A 14,993-nucleotide genomic window follows, 5' to 3' on the forward strand; every position below is an offset into this window, starting at 1 on the left:
AGCGGCGTCGTGACGCCCGCAGCACGTGTTCAGGCGGCGATCGATATCCTTGATGCGGTGATTGCGGCGGCGCGCGGGCAAGGTGCCTCTGCCGACCGCATCGCGGCTGACTGGTTCCGCCAGCGCCGCTTCGTCGGCTCGAAAGACCGGCGCGCCATCCGCGATCTGGCATGGCAAGCGATCCGCCATTGCGGCGAAATACCGTCGAGTGGCCGGGCGGCGATGCTTGCGCTTGCGCATGAGGACGCGGCGCTGCTCGCGCTGTTCGATGGTTCGAACTATGGGCCGGTAGCGTTAACGCCGGGCGAGCCGGTCGCGACTGCGGGCGTGGCTCCGCGCTGGCTGGAGCAGGGGCTTGCGGCAACGGGGCTTGGCGCTGATGAGCAGGCCGCGTTGCTTGGCCGTGCACCGCTCGATATCCGCGCAAATCGGCTGAAGACGTCGCGTGAAGCGCTGGCTGTATTGCTCCCGGTGCCGTCCGAACCGACTGCCGCGCCCGATGCATTGCGCCTGCCTACCGGCACGCAGGCCGAAAGCTGGAGCGCGTTCGAGGAAGGGCTGTTCGAGGTTCAGGATACCGGCAGCCAGCTTGCTTGCGCTGCGCTTGAGGTGCAGCCCGGCGAAACGGTGGTCGATCTGTGCGCCGGGGCGGGGGGCAAGACGCTGGCGCTTGCAGCCGCGATGGCCAATTCGGGGCGACTGCTGGCCTGCGACATCGACCGGGCGCGGCTGCAACGCTTGCCCGACCGCGCGGCGCGCGCCGGGGCTCTGGCCGAAACGCGCCTGCTCAATCCCGGGCGCGAGGCCGAAATGTTGGCCGACTGGGTGGGTGTGGCCGACGCCGTGCTGGTCGACGCGCCCTGTTCGGGGACGGGCACCTGGCGGCGAAATCCCGAAGCACGCTGGCGGCTGACCCCGGCCGAAGTTGCGCGCTATGCCACGGCGCAGGCGCACGTGTTGCGGCTTGGCGCGGGGCTGGTTCGGCCTGGCGGGCGCTTGCTCTATATCGTCTGCTCGCTGCTGGTCGATGAAGGCCCGGTGGTGGTCGAACAGTTCCTTGCAGACCAAGCCGGGTGGCGGGCCGAGCCGATCTCGGTCGGGGCCGGGCGCGCGATTGGGCCGGGCTTGCGGCTCACGCCCTTTCATGATGCGACGGATGGGTTTTACTTCTCAAAATTAACCCGTGCATGGTAAACCGCGACACCATGGCCGCCGGTCACCATCCCCCGTCCCGACCCCGGCTCAAGGAGTTGCTGATGCGTTATACGCCCGTTGCCGCCGCGTTGTCGCTTGTTCTGGCCGTGACCGGCAGCATGGGGTCGGCCAGGGTGGGCGATCCGGTGGACCCGCGCGCGCAGGCGCTGATCTATGATGGCCGCGCCGCGTTGGCGCAGGGTGACGTCAATCGCGCGACCGATAGCTTCGAGGCGGCACTTGCGGTCGATCCGGGCTACATCGGCACCTACCTTGCGCTGGGAGACGCCGCGCGCCGGGCCGGTCTGCAGGGCAAGGCGATCCACTATTACCGCGAGGCGCTTGAGCGCGATCCCAACAATATCGGCGCGATCTCGGGCGAGGGCGCGGCGATGGTCGAGAAAGGCGCGATCGACAAGGCGCGCGGAAATCTTGCCCGGCTTCAGGGCCTGTGCGGCAGGGCTTGCCCCGAAACAGACCAGCTTGCGGCAACGATCGCACGGGGGCCTGCGCCACGCGTCGTCTCAGCCGACACGATCAAGCCGCAGCCGGTGGTCGAAAGCAACTGAGCCGGAACGATTGCCCGCCGATCTTCAGATCAGCGGGCGGAATTCGTCGAGCACCTGACGGTAGACCCGGCGCTTGAACGGGACGATCAGGTCAGGCAACTGCTCGGGATCGACCCACTTCCAGTCGAGGAATTCGGCAGGATCGTGCGCGTTCAGGTTGATGTCGGTATCGGCCCCGGCAAAGCGCAGCAGCAACCAGAACTGGCGCTGGCCGCGATAACGGCCTTTCCACAGCTTGCCGAGCAGTTCGGGCGGCAAGTCATAGAGCAGTTCCTCGGGCGTCTGCGCGATCAAGCTGACCAGTTCGGCCGGAACGCCGGTTTCTTCGTACAGCTCGCGCAGGGCGGCGGCATGAAGGTCTTCGCCTTCGTCGATACCGCCCTGCGGCATTTGCCAGGCATCGCCTTCCTTGTTGTCGATACGCTTGCCCACGAAAACGCGGCCAGCCGCATTCACGAGCATCACGCCGACGCAGGGACGATAAGGCAGCCCGGCAAGATCGAGGGCCCCGTTTTCGGGCAATTCGCCGGGCTGGTCATTCGTCATCGCGTTCGTTCCAATAGCAATTTCACGGCAGCGAAGATCGCCTGCATGTCGTCGTTCGCGCTCGGCAGGGCCTTGCGCAACTGGCTGAAGCCGTGGATCGTGCCCTTGCGCTCAAGAAACACGAGTTCGGCTCCGGCGCGGATCAGTGCCTCTCCATAGAGGCGGCCGCTGTCCCGGATCGGGTCAAGGCTGGCCGTCACAAGGACGGTCGGCGGGGTCGCCGCGTGATCGTTGTAGATCGGATATGCCAACTTGTCACCCGGAACAGCGGCATAAGCTTCGGCGAACCAGTTCATCGTCTCTGCGGTAAGCAGAAAACCATCGGCGAACGACTGGAACGAGGCATGATCGCCGCGGTCGTCGCTCAAGGGATAGATCGGCACTTGCAGCACGACGGGCACCGCGGCCGGTTCGTCGGTTAGCGCCTGGGTGACCACGATCGTCAGGTTGCCGCCTGCCGAATCGCCCATCGGGATCAGTCCGGTCACCGTGCGCCCGAGTTCGGCCGGGCTTGTCGCAACCCAGCGTGCGGCGGCAATGCAATCGATCGGCGCCGCCGGGAAGGGGTGCTCGGGGGCAAGGCGATAGTCGACCGCGATCACCGGCAAATCGAGTTCGGCGGCGATTTCGGTGCACAGCGAATGGTGCGAATCAAGATCGCCAATGACGAAGCCACCGCCATGGAAGAACACCACGGCGGGGCCTGCCTCGCGGCTTTCGCGCGGATCGTAGAGGCGAACGGCAATGTTTCCAGCCGGGCCGGCAAAGCTCAGGTCGCGGATCACCGCCAGCGCGCGGGGTTCGGCTTCACCGACCGCCCCCATCGCCAGATAGGCCTCGCGCGCCGCGACGGCCCCGATCTGGCTCATCGTCGGACCGGCCGTGGCGTTGAGGAAATCAAGGAATCCGCGCACGTCCGGGCGGACAAAGTGCGACGTCCCGGTCGACGAAGGGGCGGCTGCGGTGTCGGTTTCGGCCATTTTGGTATCCTCTGTTTGCCTTGTTCTGGTTGCGTTTGCGTGTCGCACCCGGCGCAGGTCGGCGCTGGGTGCGCCGTACCGGACGTTTTTAAGTCTGGATTTGAAACTTGAGCGGTGTCAAGGACTCATGGGCATGATCACGATCAGGGGTTTCCTTCGGAGGAAATCGCCTGCAGGAGTTTTTCCCGGGAAAGAGATTTTCTTCTTTGCTCTGCCTTGCGCGCGGTCCTAGTCGCGCTGCAACCATGGCGGCGCATGGCGTTGATTGAGGATGACGATGGCCACTGCACTTGTAGACGGACCCGACGCACTGACCGGCGGCAAGGACTCGCCAACGCCCGAAGCGGTGGTGGTGCGCTTTGCTGGCGATTCCGGTGATGGCATGCAGTTGACGGGGGGGCAGTTCACGCTCTCGACCGCGCTTGCGGGCAACGACCTGTCGACTTTCCCCGATTTTCCGGCGGAAATCCGCGCGCCGCAAGGCACGCTGTTCGGGGTTTCGGCGTTCCAGATCAACTTCGGCTCGACCGAGATCGAGACGGCGGGTGACCAGCCCGACGTGCTGGTGGCGATGAACCCGGCCGCGCTCAAGACCAACGTCACCGCGCTCAAGACCGGCGGGTTGATCATTGCCGACACCGGCGAGTTCAACAAGCGCAACCTCGAAAAGGCCAAGTACGAGGTCAACCCGCTTGAGGATGGCAGCCTTGAGAAGTGGCAGTTGCTGGCTTTCGACATCAGCGCTCTGACGCTCGAAGCGGTCAAGCCGTTCGGCCTTGGCAACAAGGAAGCCCTGCGCTGCAAGAACATGTGGACGCTGGGTCTGGCGCTGTGGATGTTTGACCGTGACCGCCAGCCGCTGATCGACTGGCTCAACGGCAAGTTCAAGAAGGCGCCGCTGCTGGCCGAGGCCAATATTGCCGCGCTCAACGCCGGGCACGCCTATGGCGAAACCGCCGAACTGTCCGGGCCGCTCAAGCAGTATCACATCGCGCCGGTCGAAAGCGCTCCGGGTCTTTATCGCACGGTGACGGGCGCCGAAAGCATCAGCTACGGGCTGGTCGCTGGTGCCCAACTGGCGAGCCTGCCGATGTTCTTCGGCGGCTATCCGATCACGCCAGCCAGCTCGATCCTGCACAATCTGGCCAAGCTCAAGGAGTTTGGCGTGACCACCTTCCAGGCAGAGGATGAGATCGCGGCGATCGCGTCGGCCATCGGCGCCAGCTATGCCGGTCATCTGGGTGTCACCTCGTCGTCGGGTCCGGGTATCGCCCTGAAGGGTGAGGCGATGGGCCTTGCGGTGATGACCGAACTGCCGCTGGTCATCGTTAATTCGCAGCGCGGTGGGCCTTCCACCGGCCTTCCGACCAAGACCGAGCAGAGCGATTTGTATCAGGCGGTCTATGGCCGCAATGGCGACGCGCCAATCCCGGTGATCGCCGCGCGCAGCCCGTCGGATGCGTTCGACTGCGCGATCGAGGCGTGCCGCATCGCGGTACAGTACATGACCCCGGTGATCCTGCTGACCGATGGCTATATCGCCAACGCGGCCGAGCCGTGGAAGGTGCCCGATCCGGCCAGCTACACCCCGTTCCCGGTCACGTTCCTTGAGGAGCGTAACGGGCCCAACGGCGAATTGCTGCCGTTTGCCCGCGACGAAAAGGGTGCGCGGCCCTGGATCAAGCCGGGCACGCCGGGCCTGATGCACCGTATCGGCGGCATCGAGAAGAACCCCGGCACCGGCAACATCGACTACAGCCCCGCCAGCCACCAGTCGATGACCGACGCGCGCAAGGCCAAGGTCGATGGCATTGCCCGTTCGATCCCGGCACAAGAGGTGACGCTCGGCGAAAACACCGGCAAGCTGGCGCTGGTCGGTTGGGGCAGCACCTTCGGGCCGATCCATCAGGCTGTTCGCCGCGCACGCAAGAACGGGCTGGATGTGTCGCACATCCATATCCGCCACATCTGGCCGCTGCCCGAAAATCTTGGTGACCTGCTGCGCGGGTACGACAAGATCATCGTTCCCGAGATGAACACCGGTCAGCTCAAGACGGTGCTGCGCGACCAGTACCTCGTCGACGCAAAGCCGCTCAACAAGACCAGCGGCCAGCCCTTCACCATCGCGGAAATCGAAGCCGCGATCGAAGCTGCGCTGGCTTGAGGGGATAGAACCATGAACGACCTGACCCCGATCAAGACCACGATCAAGGACTGGGAGACCGACCAGGAAGTACGCTGGTGCCCCGGTTGCGGCGACTACGCCATTTTGAAGGCGGTGCAGCGCACCTTGCCCGATCTGGGCGCTGACCCGGCCAACACCGTGTTCGTCAGCGGTATCGGCTGCTCCAGCCGCTTTCCGTACTATGTCGAAAGCTACGGCTTCCACACCATCCACGGCCGCGCGCCGGCCTTTGCTACCGGCATCAAGCTGGCCAATCCCGATTTGGACGTGTGGCTGGTGACCGGCGACGGTGACGGCATGTCGATCGGCGGCAATCACACGATGCACGTGATCCGGCGCAACGTGAACCTGCAGATCCTGCTGTTCAACAACGAGATCTATGGCCTGACCAAGGGCCAGTATTCGCCTACCAGCCGCCTTGGCACCAACAGCCCCACCAGCCCGCTGGGCTCGGTCGATCGGCCTGCCAGCCCGTGTGCCTTCGCGTTGGGTGCCGGTGGTCGTTTCATCGCGCGCGCCTATGACGTGAGCAAGGAATTGCCGAACGTTCTCAAGGCTGCGCATGCGCATCAGGGCGCGGCATTCGTCGAGATCTTCCAGAACTGCATCGTCTACAACAAGGACGTGTTTGCCGACTTCACCGAGAAGGCCAACGCCAACACCGGCCAGTTGTGGCTCCAGAACGGCGCTCCGATGCTGTTCAACAAGGGCACGCAGGGCATCGCGCTCGATGTGGCTGCGCTCAACCTCAAGGTCGTCGACGTGGTCGATGGCGATTGGCAGGCGGCGGGCGTGATCGTCCACGACGTGACCAACCGCGCTGTGGCGCACATGCTGGTGGAAATGCCGTTCGGCCCGTTCCCGATGGCGCTGGGCGTGATCTATGACGATCCGCGCCCGACTTACGAAAGCGCGGTGCTCGATCAGGACGCAAAGGCGCGTGCCGGTCGCAGCAACGACCTCGCTGGTCTGCTCGCCAAAGGTCAGACCTGGACCGTGACCGCCTGATCGCGCCTTTTGTGCCGATGGTTCGCACGCTTGCCCAAAGGGGCAGGTCGTGCGAACCGGCCTTCCCGGCACAAGGGGCGGTATGACTGCTCCTGTAATTGTCTGGTTGCGCCGCGATTTGCGGTTGGCCGACCACGCCGCACTGACTGCAGCCGCCCGGATCGGACCGGTGCTGCCGGTCTATGTGCTCGATGATCATACCCCGCGCCATCGCCGCATGGGGGCTGCCTCGCGCTGGTGGTTGCACCACAGTTTGGTCAGCCTTGATGCCGACTTGCGTAAGCTGGGTTCGCGCCTGATCCTGCGCCGCGGCAAGTCCCACGAAGTGCTTGCCGCGCTGCGCCGTGAGACCGGGGCGCGAACGGTCCATGCCTTGCGCCATTACGAACCGTGGTGGCGCAATGCCGAGCGCGCGGTGGGCAAGGCGCTCGATCTGGTGCTGCACGACGGTAACTTCCTTGCGCCGCCCGGCTCGGTGCTGACCGGAGCAGGCCAGCCTTACCGCATCTTCACCCCGTTCTGGCGCGCGCTGGTCGAACGCATGCCGCCGCCGCCGCCCCTGCCGGTGCCTCAATCGCTGGGCGCGCCGACGTTCTGGCCGGAAAGCGATCGGCTCGATGATTGGGACTTGCTGCCGACCAAGCCGGATTGGGCCGGGGGCATGCGCGCTGAATGGACGCCGGGGGAAGGCGGTGCGCGTGCTCGGCTCGATGCCTTTGTCGGCAAGGCTGCGCGTTATGCCGAAACGCGCAACCTGCCGACGTCGGAGGGGACTTCACGGCTGTCGCCGCACCTCCACTTCGGCGAGATTTCGCCCGCCACCATCTGGCATGCCACCGCCGCAGCGGGCGGCTCGGTCGATACTTTCCTCGGCGAACTGGGCTGGCGTGACTATGCCCAGAATGTGATCCTGCAATTGCCCGACTATGGCCACCGCAATGCGCGACCCGCGTATGATCAACTTGGCTGGCGCGATGCACCCGACGATCTGGTGGCTTGGCAGCAGGGGCGCACCGGCTATCCGATCGTGGATGCCGGTATGCGCGAGTAGTGGGCAACCGGATGGATGCACAACCGTGTCCGCATGATTGCCGCCAGCTTTCTGGTCAAGCATCTGCTGATAGACTGGCGTCGCGGGGAGGAGTGGTTCTGGGACACGCTGGTCGATGCCGACTATGGCTCGAATGCGGTCAACTGGCAGTGGAGCGCCGGTACCGGCGTTGATTCCAACATGTTCGTGCGGATCATGGCGCCACTGACCCAATCACCGAAGTTCGATGCGGGGAACTATATCCGGCGCTGGGTGCCCGAATTGGCGAATCTGCCGGGCGATACGGTTCACGATCCGATCATCCGGCCTGCTGGATACCCCGCGCGGATGATCGAGCATACGGTCGCGCGGGCGAGGGCGCTGGCGGTCCATGCGGCGATGAAGGACGGCTGATCGCCGTCAGTCTTGCCGGACTGGTCAGCGCACCGCCTTGGGACTGCGTGCTTCGCTATAGCTGTTGAGCATTTCGTCGATCACTGCAGGATCAAGCAGGCCTGAAAACGCGGCGCCGAGGCGACCTTCACGCCACCAAGCGACGTGGGCCTGAACCGCATCAAGCCCCGGCAGGGTGAGCCAGCAGGCAACCCCTTCGGGCAGCGGCTCGGCGCTGAAGGCGGCAAAGCCACCTGCGCCAAGGTCGTGGACGACGGTATGGAAGGATGTGCCACCCGAAATGCGCAGCGTTGCCGGGATGTTGACGCGCTGGCGCGGCACGCAACGGTCTTCCTGGGCGGAATGTTCGTAACTGCCCGGACCGAACCGGGAATCGTGCCAAGTCGTGCTCATCTTCCAAGTCCCCGAATCGGGATTCCGGTAAACAATGCCACCGGGCTTTCCGCAGGATCTTGGTATAAGATCAGCAATAATCGTTAATTTCTGGTTAGTTGACCGGATCGACCCGTTCGCGGTGCGGGCTGTCGAAACGCTCGCTCACCAGTGCGGTTATCCGATCGGCAACGACTTCCGGGCCCTTAAGGCTGGCAGGGTCTTCACCGGGATAGGCTTTGGCCCGCATCGCGGTACGGGTTGCGCCGGGATCGACGATGGCCACGCGTACGTTGGAGATGCTGCGAACTTCCTGCGCATAGGCATCGAGCAGGTTGTCGAACGCGGCTTTGGTCGCGCCATAAGCGCCCCAATAAGCGCGCGGGGACGCGCCGACGCTGCTGGTGACGCCGATCACCCGCGCATCGGGGCTTTTCTTCAGCAAGCGGTCGAACCCGGCGATCAGCGCCTGTGTCGCCACGACGTTGAGCGTCAATGCACGGGTAAGGTCATGCTGATCGATCTGCCAGACCGGGGTCAGCACCGGTAGCACCGCCGCATTGATCACCAGAATGTCGAGCGCATCCCAGCGCGAACCGATCGCCACGGCCAGTCGGGCAATGCCTTCGGGCTCGGCCAGATCAACAGGCGCGATCGTTGCCGAACCGCCTGCTGCAAAGATGCTCTCCTCGACCGCTTCAAGCTCGCGCGCGGAACGGGCGACGAGGATGACGTGTGCCCCTGCCGCCGCCAGTGCGCGCGCAGTGGCCGCACCGATGCCCTTGCTCGCCCCGGTGACGAGCGCGACTTGCCCCGCCAGCGTGCTCATCAGGCTACCTTGTTGACGGCGAGATCAAGCTGACCGTGGGCGTTGCGCTCGGCAAGGTCGGTCAGCGCTGTCGGGTAATCGCCAGTGAAGCAGGCGTCGCAATATTGCGGACAGCCGTCGTTGCGGCGCGCTTCGCCAACCGCACGGTAAAGCCCGTCGATCGACACGAAGGCAAGGCTGTCAGCCTGAATGAAGCGGGCCATCGCCTCGATATCCATGCGCGCGGCAAGCAGCTTCGAGCGTTCGGGCGTATCGACGCCATAGAAGCACGAATGTTCGGTCGGCGGACTGGCGACGCGGAAGTGGACTTCGCGGGCACCGGCATCGCGCATCATCTGCACGATCTTGAGGCTGGTGGTGCCGCGCACGATCGAATCGTCGATCAGCACGATGCGCTTGCCTTCGACCAGTGCGCGGTTTGCGTTGTGCTTGCGCTTCACGTCGGCGTTGCGGGCGCCGTCGGAGGGCTGGATGAAAGTGCGGCCGACATAGTGCGAACGGATGATGCCCAGTTCGAACGGAATGCCAGATTCGCGCGCATAGCCGAGCGCGGCCGGGGTGCCGCTGTCGGGCACCGGGATCACCAGATCGGCATCGACCCCCGCTTCGATCGCGAGTTGCGCGCCGATTGCCTTGCGCACTTCATAGACCGAGTGACCGTTGAGGATCGAATCCGGGCGGCTGAAATAGACGTGCTCGAAAATGCACGGGCGCGCCGCCGGGCTGCCGAACGGACGGTGGCTGCTGATCTGTCCATCCAGATCGACCTGGATCATCTCGCCCGGCTCGACCTCGCGCACGAATTCGGCGCCAACCACATCAAGCGCGACGGTTTCGCTGGCAAAGACCACGGCATCGCCAAGCTTGCCCATAACCAGCGGGCGGATGCCCAGCGGATCGCGGCAGGCGATCATGCCCAGCGGGGTCATGCAGATGAGCGAGTAGGCGCCTTCGACCAGCCGCAGCGCATCGACGAAGCGGTCGGGCAGGGTGGGGTAGCGGCTGGTTGCAACGAGGTGGATGATGACCTCGGTATCCGAGGTCGACTGGAAAATCGCGCCCTTGTTGACCAGATCGCGCTTGAGCGTGGTGGCGTTCGAGATGTTGCCATTGTGGGCGATCGCGAAACCGCCCGAGGCGAGATCGGCGAACAGCGGCTGGACATTGCGCAGGCCCGATCCGCCAGTGGTCGAATACCGCACGTGCCCTGCTGCCATCATGCCTGGCAATTCGGCGATGGCCGAGCCGCTCGAAAAATTCTGCGCAACATGGCCGATGCCCTTGCGCGAATAGAATTCCTGACCGTCAAAGCTGGTGATGCCCACCGCTTCCTGGCCACGGTGTTGCAGTGCGTGCAGGCCGAGCGCTGTCAGCGCGGCGGCATCACGCGCGCCGAGCACGCCGAAAATGCCGCATTCCTCACGGAGCTTGTCGCCGTCCGCGTCACGAAAGGGGTCGGTAAGGTTCATGGCTTTTCGCGCAAGGTCCGCATGCATGGGTTGCAAGGTTGGGGTTGCAAGGTTGGGGTCGCAAGGTTGCGCTAACAAACAGGGCGACCGATCCACCGGTTCTCGGGTCCGCCATGTAGGATGTTTGTAACGGAACGCAAGCCCAAGGTGGTTGCGTGCGGTACGATACGAGGCCTTGCGCTGCGTGACGGCGGGCGCAAGGGCACGCTGCCGGTCGCCCGATTGGTGCCCGATCCGCTTGCGTTATAGGTATTTTTACTAGTTTCCTTCACTTGTTCAGGCATGGGTAGCGTTCGACGTCTGATGAGTCCGATAGTGACCGCGCTGTTGTATTTTTTGGCAACAGTGGCGTCGCTGCAATTTTTCCGGTTCGACAATGGTGTTGCGCAAATCTGGCTCCCCGGCGCACTTTTAGCGGCGAGGTTGCTGGTCTTGCCCCGCTCCGAATGGCCGTCCAACGCCGTGGCTGGCGTCATTGCCAATGCGATCGCAGCGGGTCTGTTCGGTCTTGGCTGGCCGGTTGCATTGCCATTGTCTTGCGTCAACGTGGCCGAAGCGATTGCTGCCGCGCTCGTCGCGCGCCGCCTGATCGATGCGCACTGGCCCAGCCACCCTCTTGAATTGATGTCCGGATGCTATCTTGGGATCGGGCTTGCAGTCCCGGTGTGCAGCGCTTTTGTCGGTGCGATACTTGTCCACGCCATCGTCGGGGTGCCGTTCGAGAGCAACTTCCTGCACTATCTGGTAGGTCATTCGGTGGGGCTGATCCTGCTGCTGCCGACCGCCCTGGCCGTTGCAGGTGCTGTTGCGAATCCAGCGCTTCGTCCGACGCGTTCGCGCCTGCTGCTTTATGCCCTGTTTTTCTCGGCCATGATGGCTTTGACTTTTGCGGTATTCGGGCAGCGTGTTCCCGGATTCATGTTGCTGCCATTGGTCTTCGCCATGTTGGCCGGGATGTGGACCGATAGCATGGTGGCGCTGGCCCTGCCGCTGGCGATCGCCATTGCAGGCGGCTTGCAGACATGGCTTGGCCATGGGCCGATCCAGCTTTTCCGCGCCGATCTTGGCGACCAGTTGCAGGCACAACAGCTCTATTCGGCGTTCATCCTGTTGTGCACCCTGCCGGTCGTCGCCGAACAGGAGCGCCGCCGTCACGAAATCGGCCGACTCGCCAATCGCGAGCAGCACTATCGCCGCCTCGTGGTCGAAGCGGACGACACGATCCGCCATCTGACCCGCGCGGCCTTCACCGATCCGTTGACCGGGCTTGCCAATCGCCGGGCCTTCTTTGACCAGATGCGCGCATCGATCAGCCGGGGCGATGCCGACTGTATCGCCATTCTCGACATCGACCACTTCAAGCAGGTCAACGACCGATACGGCCATACCGTCGGCGACGATGCCCTGTGCGTATTCGCGCGGACCGCGTTGCAAGCGGTCCGCGCAAGCGACTGCATTGCCCGGATCGGTGGCGAGGAATTCGCCCTTCTGCTGCGCGATACGTCCATCGATCTGGCCGAAAAGATCTGCGAGCGGCTGGGGCAGCGCATCGCAGAAACCGGTATTCCGGTACCGGGAGGCGAGATCCGCGTCACCATCAGCACCGGCATAGCGACGCTTGGCGATGACCCGGATGCAGCATTTCTGGCGGCCGACCGGGCGCTTTACCGCGCCAAGAATGCCGGGCGCTCACGGCTGGTGGTTGCTGCCTGAACTTTCCAAGCTGGGAGATGCCGCAGCCGCAACGACCGGCGTGGCCATTGCCAGTTCATGTTGCAGCGCCTAATCCCCTCGCGAAACTTGACCAGAGGCGCTGAGGTTTGCTGCTTTCACCGTTCGAATGGACCATTGCCCGGCGTTATATGCTGCCTGGCAGAGGGGAAGCCTTCATCGCCATGGTGGCCGGGATCAGTCTCGTCGCGGTGATGCTGGGGGTGGCCGCACTGGTCATCGTGATGAGCGTGATGAACGGTTTTCGCGCCGAACTGCTCGACAAGATCGTGGGCCTGAACGGTCATGCCATCATTCAGGCCTATGGTGGGCGGTTGGACAACTGGCAGGACATTCTGCACCGGGTGCAGACAACGCCGGGTGTCACACGCGCCTCGCCCTTGCTTGAACAACCGCTTTTGGCAACGTTCAACGGGCGGGTCGAAGCGGTCATCGTGCGCGGCAACACTGCCAGCGACATTGGCCGGCTCGCCCCCAAGCGAGTCGGCGGCGATGTCGCCTCGATCAAGCCGGGTTCTAACAACGTGGCGATCGGATCGCGGCTCGCCGAGAACCTTGGTGTGCAGGTGGGCGACACGCTGACCATCGTCAATCCGGCGGGTCGGTCGACACCGTTCGGCACCGTCCCGCGCGAGATCGGCTACCGGGTCGGCGCGATCTTCGAGATCGGCGTCTATGACTACGACAATTCCTTCGTTGTCATGCCTATTCCCGATGCGCAGACGCTGCTGCTTACCGGCGATTCGATCGGTATGATCGAGGTGACGACCACCGACCCAGACACCGTTGGCGCCACACTGGCCCCGATCAAGGCGGCACTGGCAGGCAAGGCGGTGGTGACGGACTGGAAAACCATCAACGCCAGCCTGTTCGAAGCGCTCGCGGTCGAACGCGTGGCGATGTTCGTGGTGCTCTCGATCATCGTGCTGGTGGCGGTGTTCAACATCCTGTCGTCGCTGATCATGCTGGTGCGCGCCAAGACGCGCGACATCGCGATCCTGCGCACAATGGGGGCAACCCGGACCAGCCTGCTCAAGATCTTCGTGACTATAGGCTTCGTCATCGGCGCGTTGGGCACGCTGATCGGACTGCTGCTGGGGCTGGTGTTCCTCTATTTCCGCCAGCCGATCGTGCATCTGGTCGAAATCCTGACCGGGCAGAACCTGTGGGATCCTTCGATCCGCTTTCTGACGGAGCTGCCCAGCCGGAGCGATCCGGTCGAGATCACCGTCATCTGCCTGATGGCGCTGCTGCTCAGCTTCCTTGCCACACTCTATCCCGCGCTCAAGGCAGCGAGCACCGATCCGGTACAGGTACTGCGCTATGAGTGATGCGACAAACGCCGAACCCGTCGTGCGTCTGCGCGATTTGCGCCGCAGCTTTTCGCAAGGCGGCGAGACGATCGAGGTGCTGCGCGGCATCAACCTCGACATCAATCCGGGCGAGATCGTGGCACTTCTGGGCCCCTCCGGCTCGGGCAAATCGACGATGTTGCAGGCGGTTGGCCTGCTCGAAGGTGGCTTTCAGGGTTCGATCAGCATCGTCGGGCAGGATGCTACGGCGATGTCGGGCGATGCGCGCACCACCTTGCGGCGCGAACACCTTGGCTTCGTCTATCAGTTCCACCACCTGCTGCCCGATTTCAACGCCACCGAAAACGTCGTGCTGCCGCAACTGGTGGCTGGCAGGTCGGTGGCCGATGCGCATGTCCGTGCGCGTGAACTGCTGGCCGCGCTAGGCCTTGATCACCGGCTTGACCATCGCCCCAGCCAGCTTTCGGGCGGCGAGCAACAGCGGGTCGCAGTGGCGCGCGCGCTGGCCAATCGTCCGTCGCTTGTGCTGGCGGACGAGCCGACGGGTAACCTTGACGAAGCGACCGCCGAGCGGGTGTTCGATGAATTCATCCGCCTGGTGCGCGGCGAAGGCAGCGCGGCGCTTGTCGCCACCCACAACGAGCGCCTCGCCTTCCGCATGGACCGTGTGTTGCGGCTGCACGAAGGCCGGTTGGAGTAACAACGAGCAGGTTGGCGCTTGCTTCGATTGGCAACCCGAGGCACATTTTATCCGAACGATAACAATTCGGGGGAATCGCCATGTCCGGACCGCAGACCATTGCCGACTTTACCGCCAAGAAACCCAATGGCGAGGAAATCAGCCTTGCCGACAAGCTCGGCAAAGTGCTGTTGGTTGTCAACACCGCCAGCAAATGCGGGTTCACCCCGCAGTATGACGGGCTTGAGGCGCTGTGGAAGGAATACGGCGACAAGGGCTTCGAAGTGCTGGCTTTCCCGTGCAACCAGTTCGGCGGGCAGGAACCGGGCAATGCCGACGAGATCGAGAGCTTCTGCAAGGTGAACTTCGGCGTCAGCTTTCCGCTGATGGCCAAGATCGAAGTCAACGGCGCGGGTGCCGATCCGCTTTACACCTGGCTCAAGTCGGAAGCGCCGGGCGTGCTGGGATCGAAGGGGATCAAGTGGAACTTCACCAAGTTCCTGATCGACCGCTCGGGCAAGGTCGTGCGCCGGTATGCGCCGACGGACAAGCCTGCTGGACTTGCCAAGGATATCGAAGCGCTGCTTTGAGCGCAGTTCAACGCGTTCTGCTTTAACGTCTCCTGATACGAACGCAGGCCGCGGGGCTGTGTTCCGACCATTGCCAAGTGGATA

At 63.9% G+C, this 14,993-nt stretch carries 13 protein-coding genes and 1 pseudogene; 9 read left to right on the plus strand and 5 right to left on the minus strand.

Annotated features, from left to right (window positions below; all coding sequences use genetic code 11):
• Positions 1 to 9 precede the first annotated feature (9 nt).
• Both LDN95_RS06375 and LDN95_RS06380 read left to right on the plus strand, forming a co-directional pair.
• On the plus strand, positions 10 to 1,194 hold the full coding sequence (locus LDN95_RS06375) for an RsmB/NOP family class I SAM-dependent RNA methyltransferase (protein ID WP_226016808.1): 1,185 nt from the start codon (positions 10 to 12) through the stop codon (positions 1,192 to 1,194).
• 62 nt (positions 1,195 to 1,256) lie between these two features.
• A complete protein-coding gene (locus tag LDN95_RS06380; RefSeq protein WP_226016809.1) occupies positions 1,257 to 1,763 on the plus strand; it encodes a lipopolysaccharide assembly protein LapB in 507 nt (168 codons plus the stop codon).
• A gap of 24 nt (positions 1,764 to 1,787) precedes the next feature.
• Here LDN95_RS06380 and LDN95_RS06385 read toward each other — a convergent pair whose 3' ends face one another.
• Together LDN95_RS06385 and LDN95_RS06390 are read right to left on the minus strand one after the other, a co-directional pair.
• Positions 1,788 to 2,309, minus strand: coding sequence for an RNA pyrophosphohydrolase (locus LDN95_RS06385; protein ID WP_226016810.1), 522 nt, complete (start codon positions 2,307 to 2,309; stop codon positions 1,788 to 1,790).
• Positions 2,306 to 3,289, minus strand: coding sequence for an alpha/beta hydrolase (locus LDN95_RS06390; RefSeq protein WP_226016811.1), 984 nt, complete (start codon positions 3,287 to 3,289; stop codon positions 2,306 to 2,308). The genes LDN95_RS06385 and LDN95_RS06390 overlap by 4 nt, the downstream gene beginning before the upstream one ends.
• Before the next feature lie 277 nt (positions 3,290 to 3,566).
• Here LDN95_RS06390 and LDN95_RS06395 point away from each other — a divergent pair, with 277 nt between their 5' ends.
• The 3 genes and pseudogenes from LDN95_RS06395 (at position 3,567) to LDN95_RS06405 (ending at position 7,926) form a co-directional block, all read left to right on the plus strand.
• On the plus strand, positions 3,567 to 5,453 hold the full coding sequence (locus LDN95_RS06395; protein WP_226016812.1) for a 2-oxoacid:acceptor oxidoreductase subunit alpha: 1,887 nt from the start codon (positions 3,567 to 3,569) through the stop codon (positions 5,451 to 5,453).
• A gap of 12 nt (positions 5,454 to 5,465) precedes the next feature.
• Positions 5,466 to 6,482, plus strand: coding sequence for a 2-oxoacid:ferredoxin oxidoreductase subunit beta (locus LDN95_RS06400; protein ID WP_226016813.1), 1,017 nt, complete (start codon positions 5,466 to 5,468; stop codon positions 6,480 to 6,482).
• An 82-nt stretch (positions 6,483 to 6,564) separates the two neighbouring features.
• Positions 6,565 to 7,926 (plus strand): annotated as a pseudogene (locus LDN95_RS06405) (deoxyribodipyrimidine photo-lyase).
• Positions 7,927 to 7,950: 24 nt separating this feature from the next.
• On the opposite strand, the gene LDN95_RS06410 reads toward LDN95_RS06405, so the two are convergent.
• From LDN95_RS06410 to purF, 3 genes are all read right to left on the minus strand, one after another.
• Positions 7,951 to 8,319: a PilZ domain-containing protein gene (locus tag LDN95_RS06410; RefSeq protein ID WP_226016814.1), complete on the minus strand. Its 369-nt coding sequence runs from the start codon at positions 8,317 to 8,319 to the stop codon at positions 7,951 to 7,953.
• Positions 8,320 to 8,413: 94 nt separating this feature from the next.
• Positions 8,414 to 9,127, minus strand: a complete 714-nt coding sequence (locus tag LDN95_RS06415) for an SDR family NAD(P)-dependent oxidoreductase (protein WP_226016815.1) — start codon at positions 9,125 to 9,127, stop codon at positions 8,414 to 8,416.
• Positions 9,127 to 10,596: an amidophosphoribosyltransferase gene (gene purF, locus LDN95_RS06420; protein WP_226016816.1), complete on the minus strand. Its 1,470-nt coding sequence runs from the start codon at positions 10,594 to 10,596 to the stop codon at positions 9,127 to 9,129. Before purF ends, LDN95_RS06415 begins: the two co-directional genes overlap by 1 nt.
• Positions 10,597 to 10,899: 303 nt before the next feature.
• On the opposite strand from purF, the gene LDN95_RS06425 reads away from it, so the two are divergent.
• The 4 genes from LDN95_RS06425 to LDN95_RS06440 all read left to right on the plus strand — a co-directional run bounded on the left by LDN95_RS06425 (position 10,900) and on the right by LDN95_RS06440 (position 14,909).
• On the plus strand, positions 10,900 to 12,309 hold the full coding sequence (locus LDN95_RS06425; protein WP_226016817.1) for a sensor domain-containing diguanylate cyclase: 1,410 nt from the start codon (positions 10,900 to 10,902) through the stop codon (positions 12,307 to 12,309).
• A 107-nt stretch (positions 12,310 to 12,416) separates the two neighbouring features.
• Positions 12,417 to 13,658: a lipoprotein-releasing ABC transporter permease subunit gene (locus LDN95_RS06430; protein WP_226016818.1), complete on the plus strand. Its 1,242-nt coding sequence runs from the start codon at positions 12,417 to 12,419 to the stop codon at positions 13,656 to 13,658.
• Entirely contained in the window at positions 13,651 to 14,340 is a 690-nt protein-coding gene (locus LDN95_RS06435) for an ABC transporter ATP-binding protein (protein ID WP_226016819.1), read from the plus strand. The genes LDN95_RS06430 and LDN95_RS06435 overlap by 8 nt, the downstream gene beginning before the upstream one ends.
• An 80-nt stretch (positions 14,341 to 14,420) precedes the next feature.
• Positions 14,421 to 14,909, plus strand: coding sequence for a glutathione peroxidase (locus tag LDN95_RS06440; protein WP_226016820.1), 489 nt, complete (start codon positions 14,421 to 14,423; stop codon positions 14,907 to 14,909).
• The last annotated feature ends 84 nt before the right edge of the window (positions 14,910 to 14,993 follow it).

This window comes from Novosphingobium sp. FKTRR1 (assembly GCF_020404405.1).
GTDB lineage: Bacteria > Pseudomonadota > Alphaproteobacteria > Sphingomonadales > Sphingomonadaceae > Novosphingobium.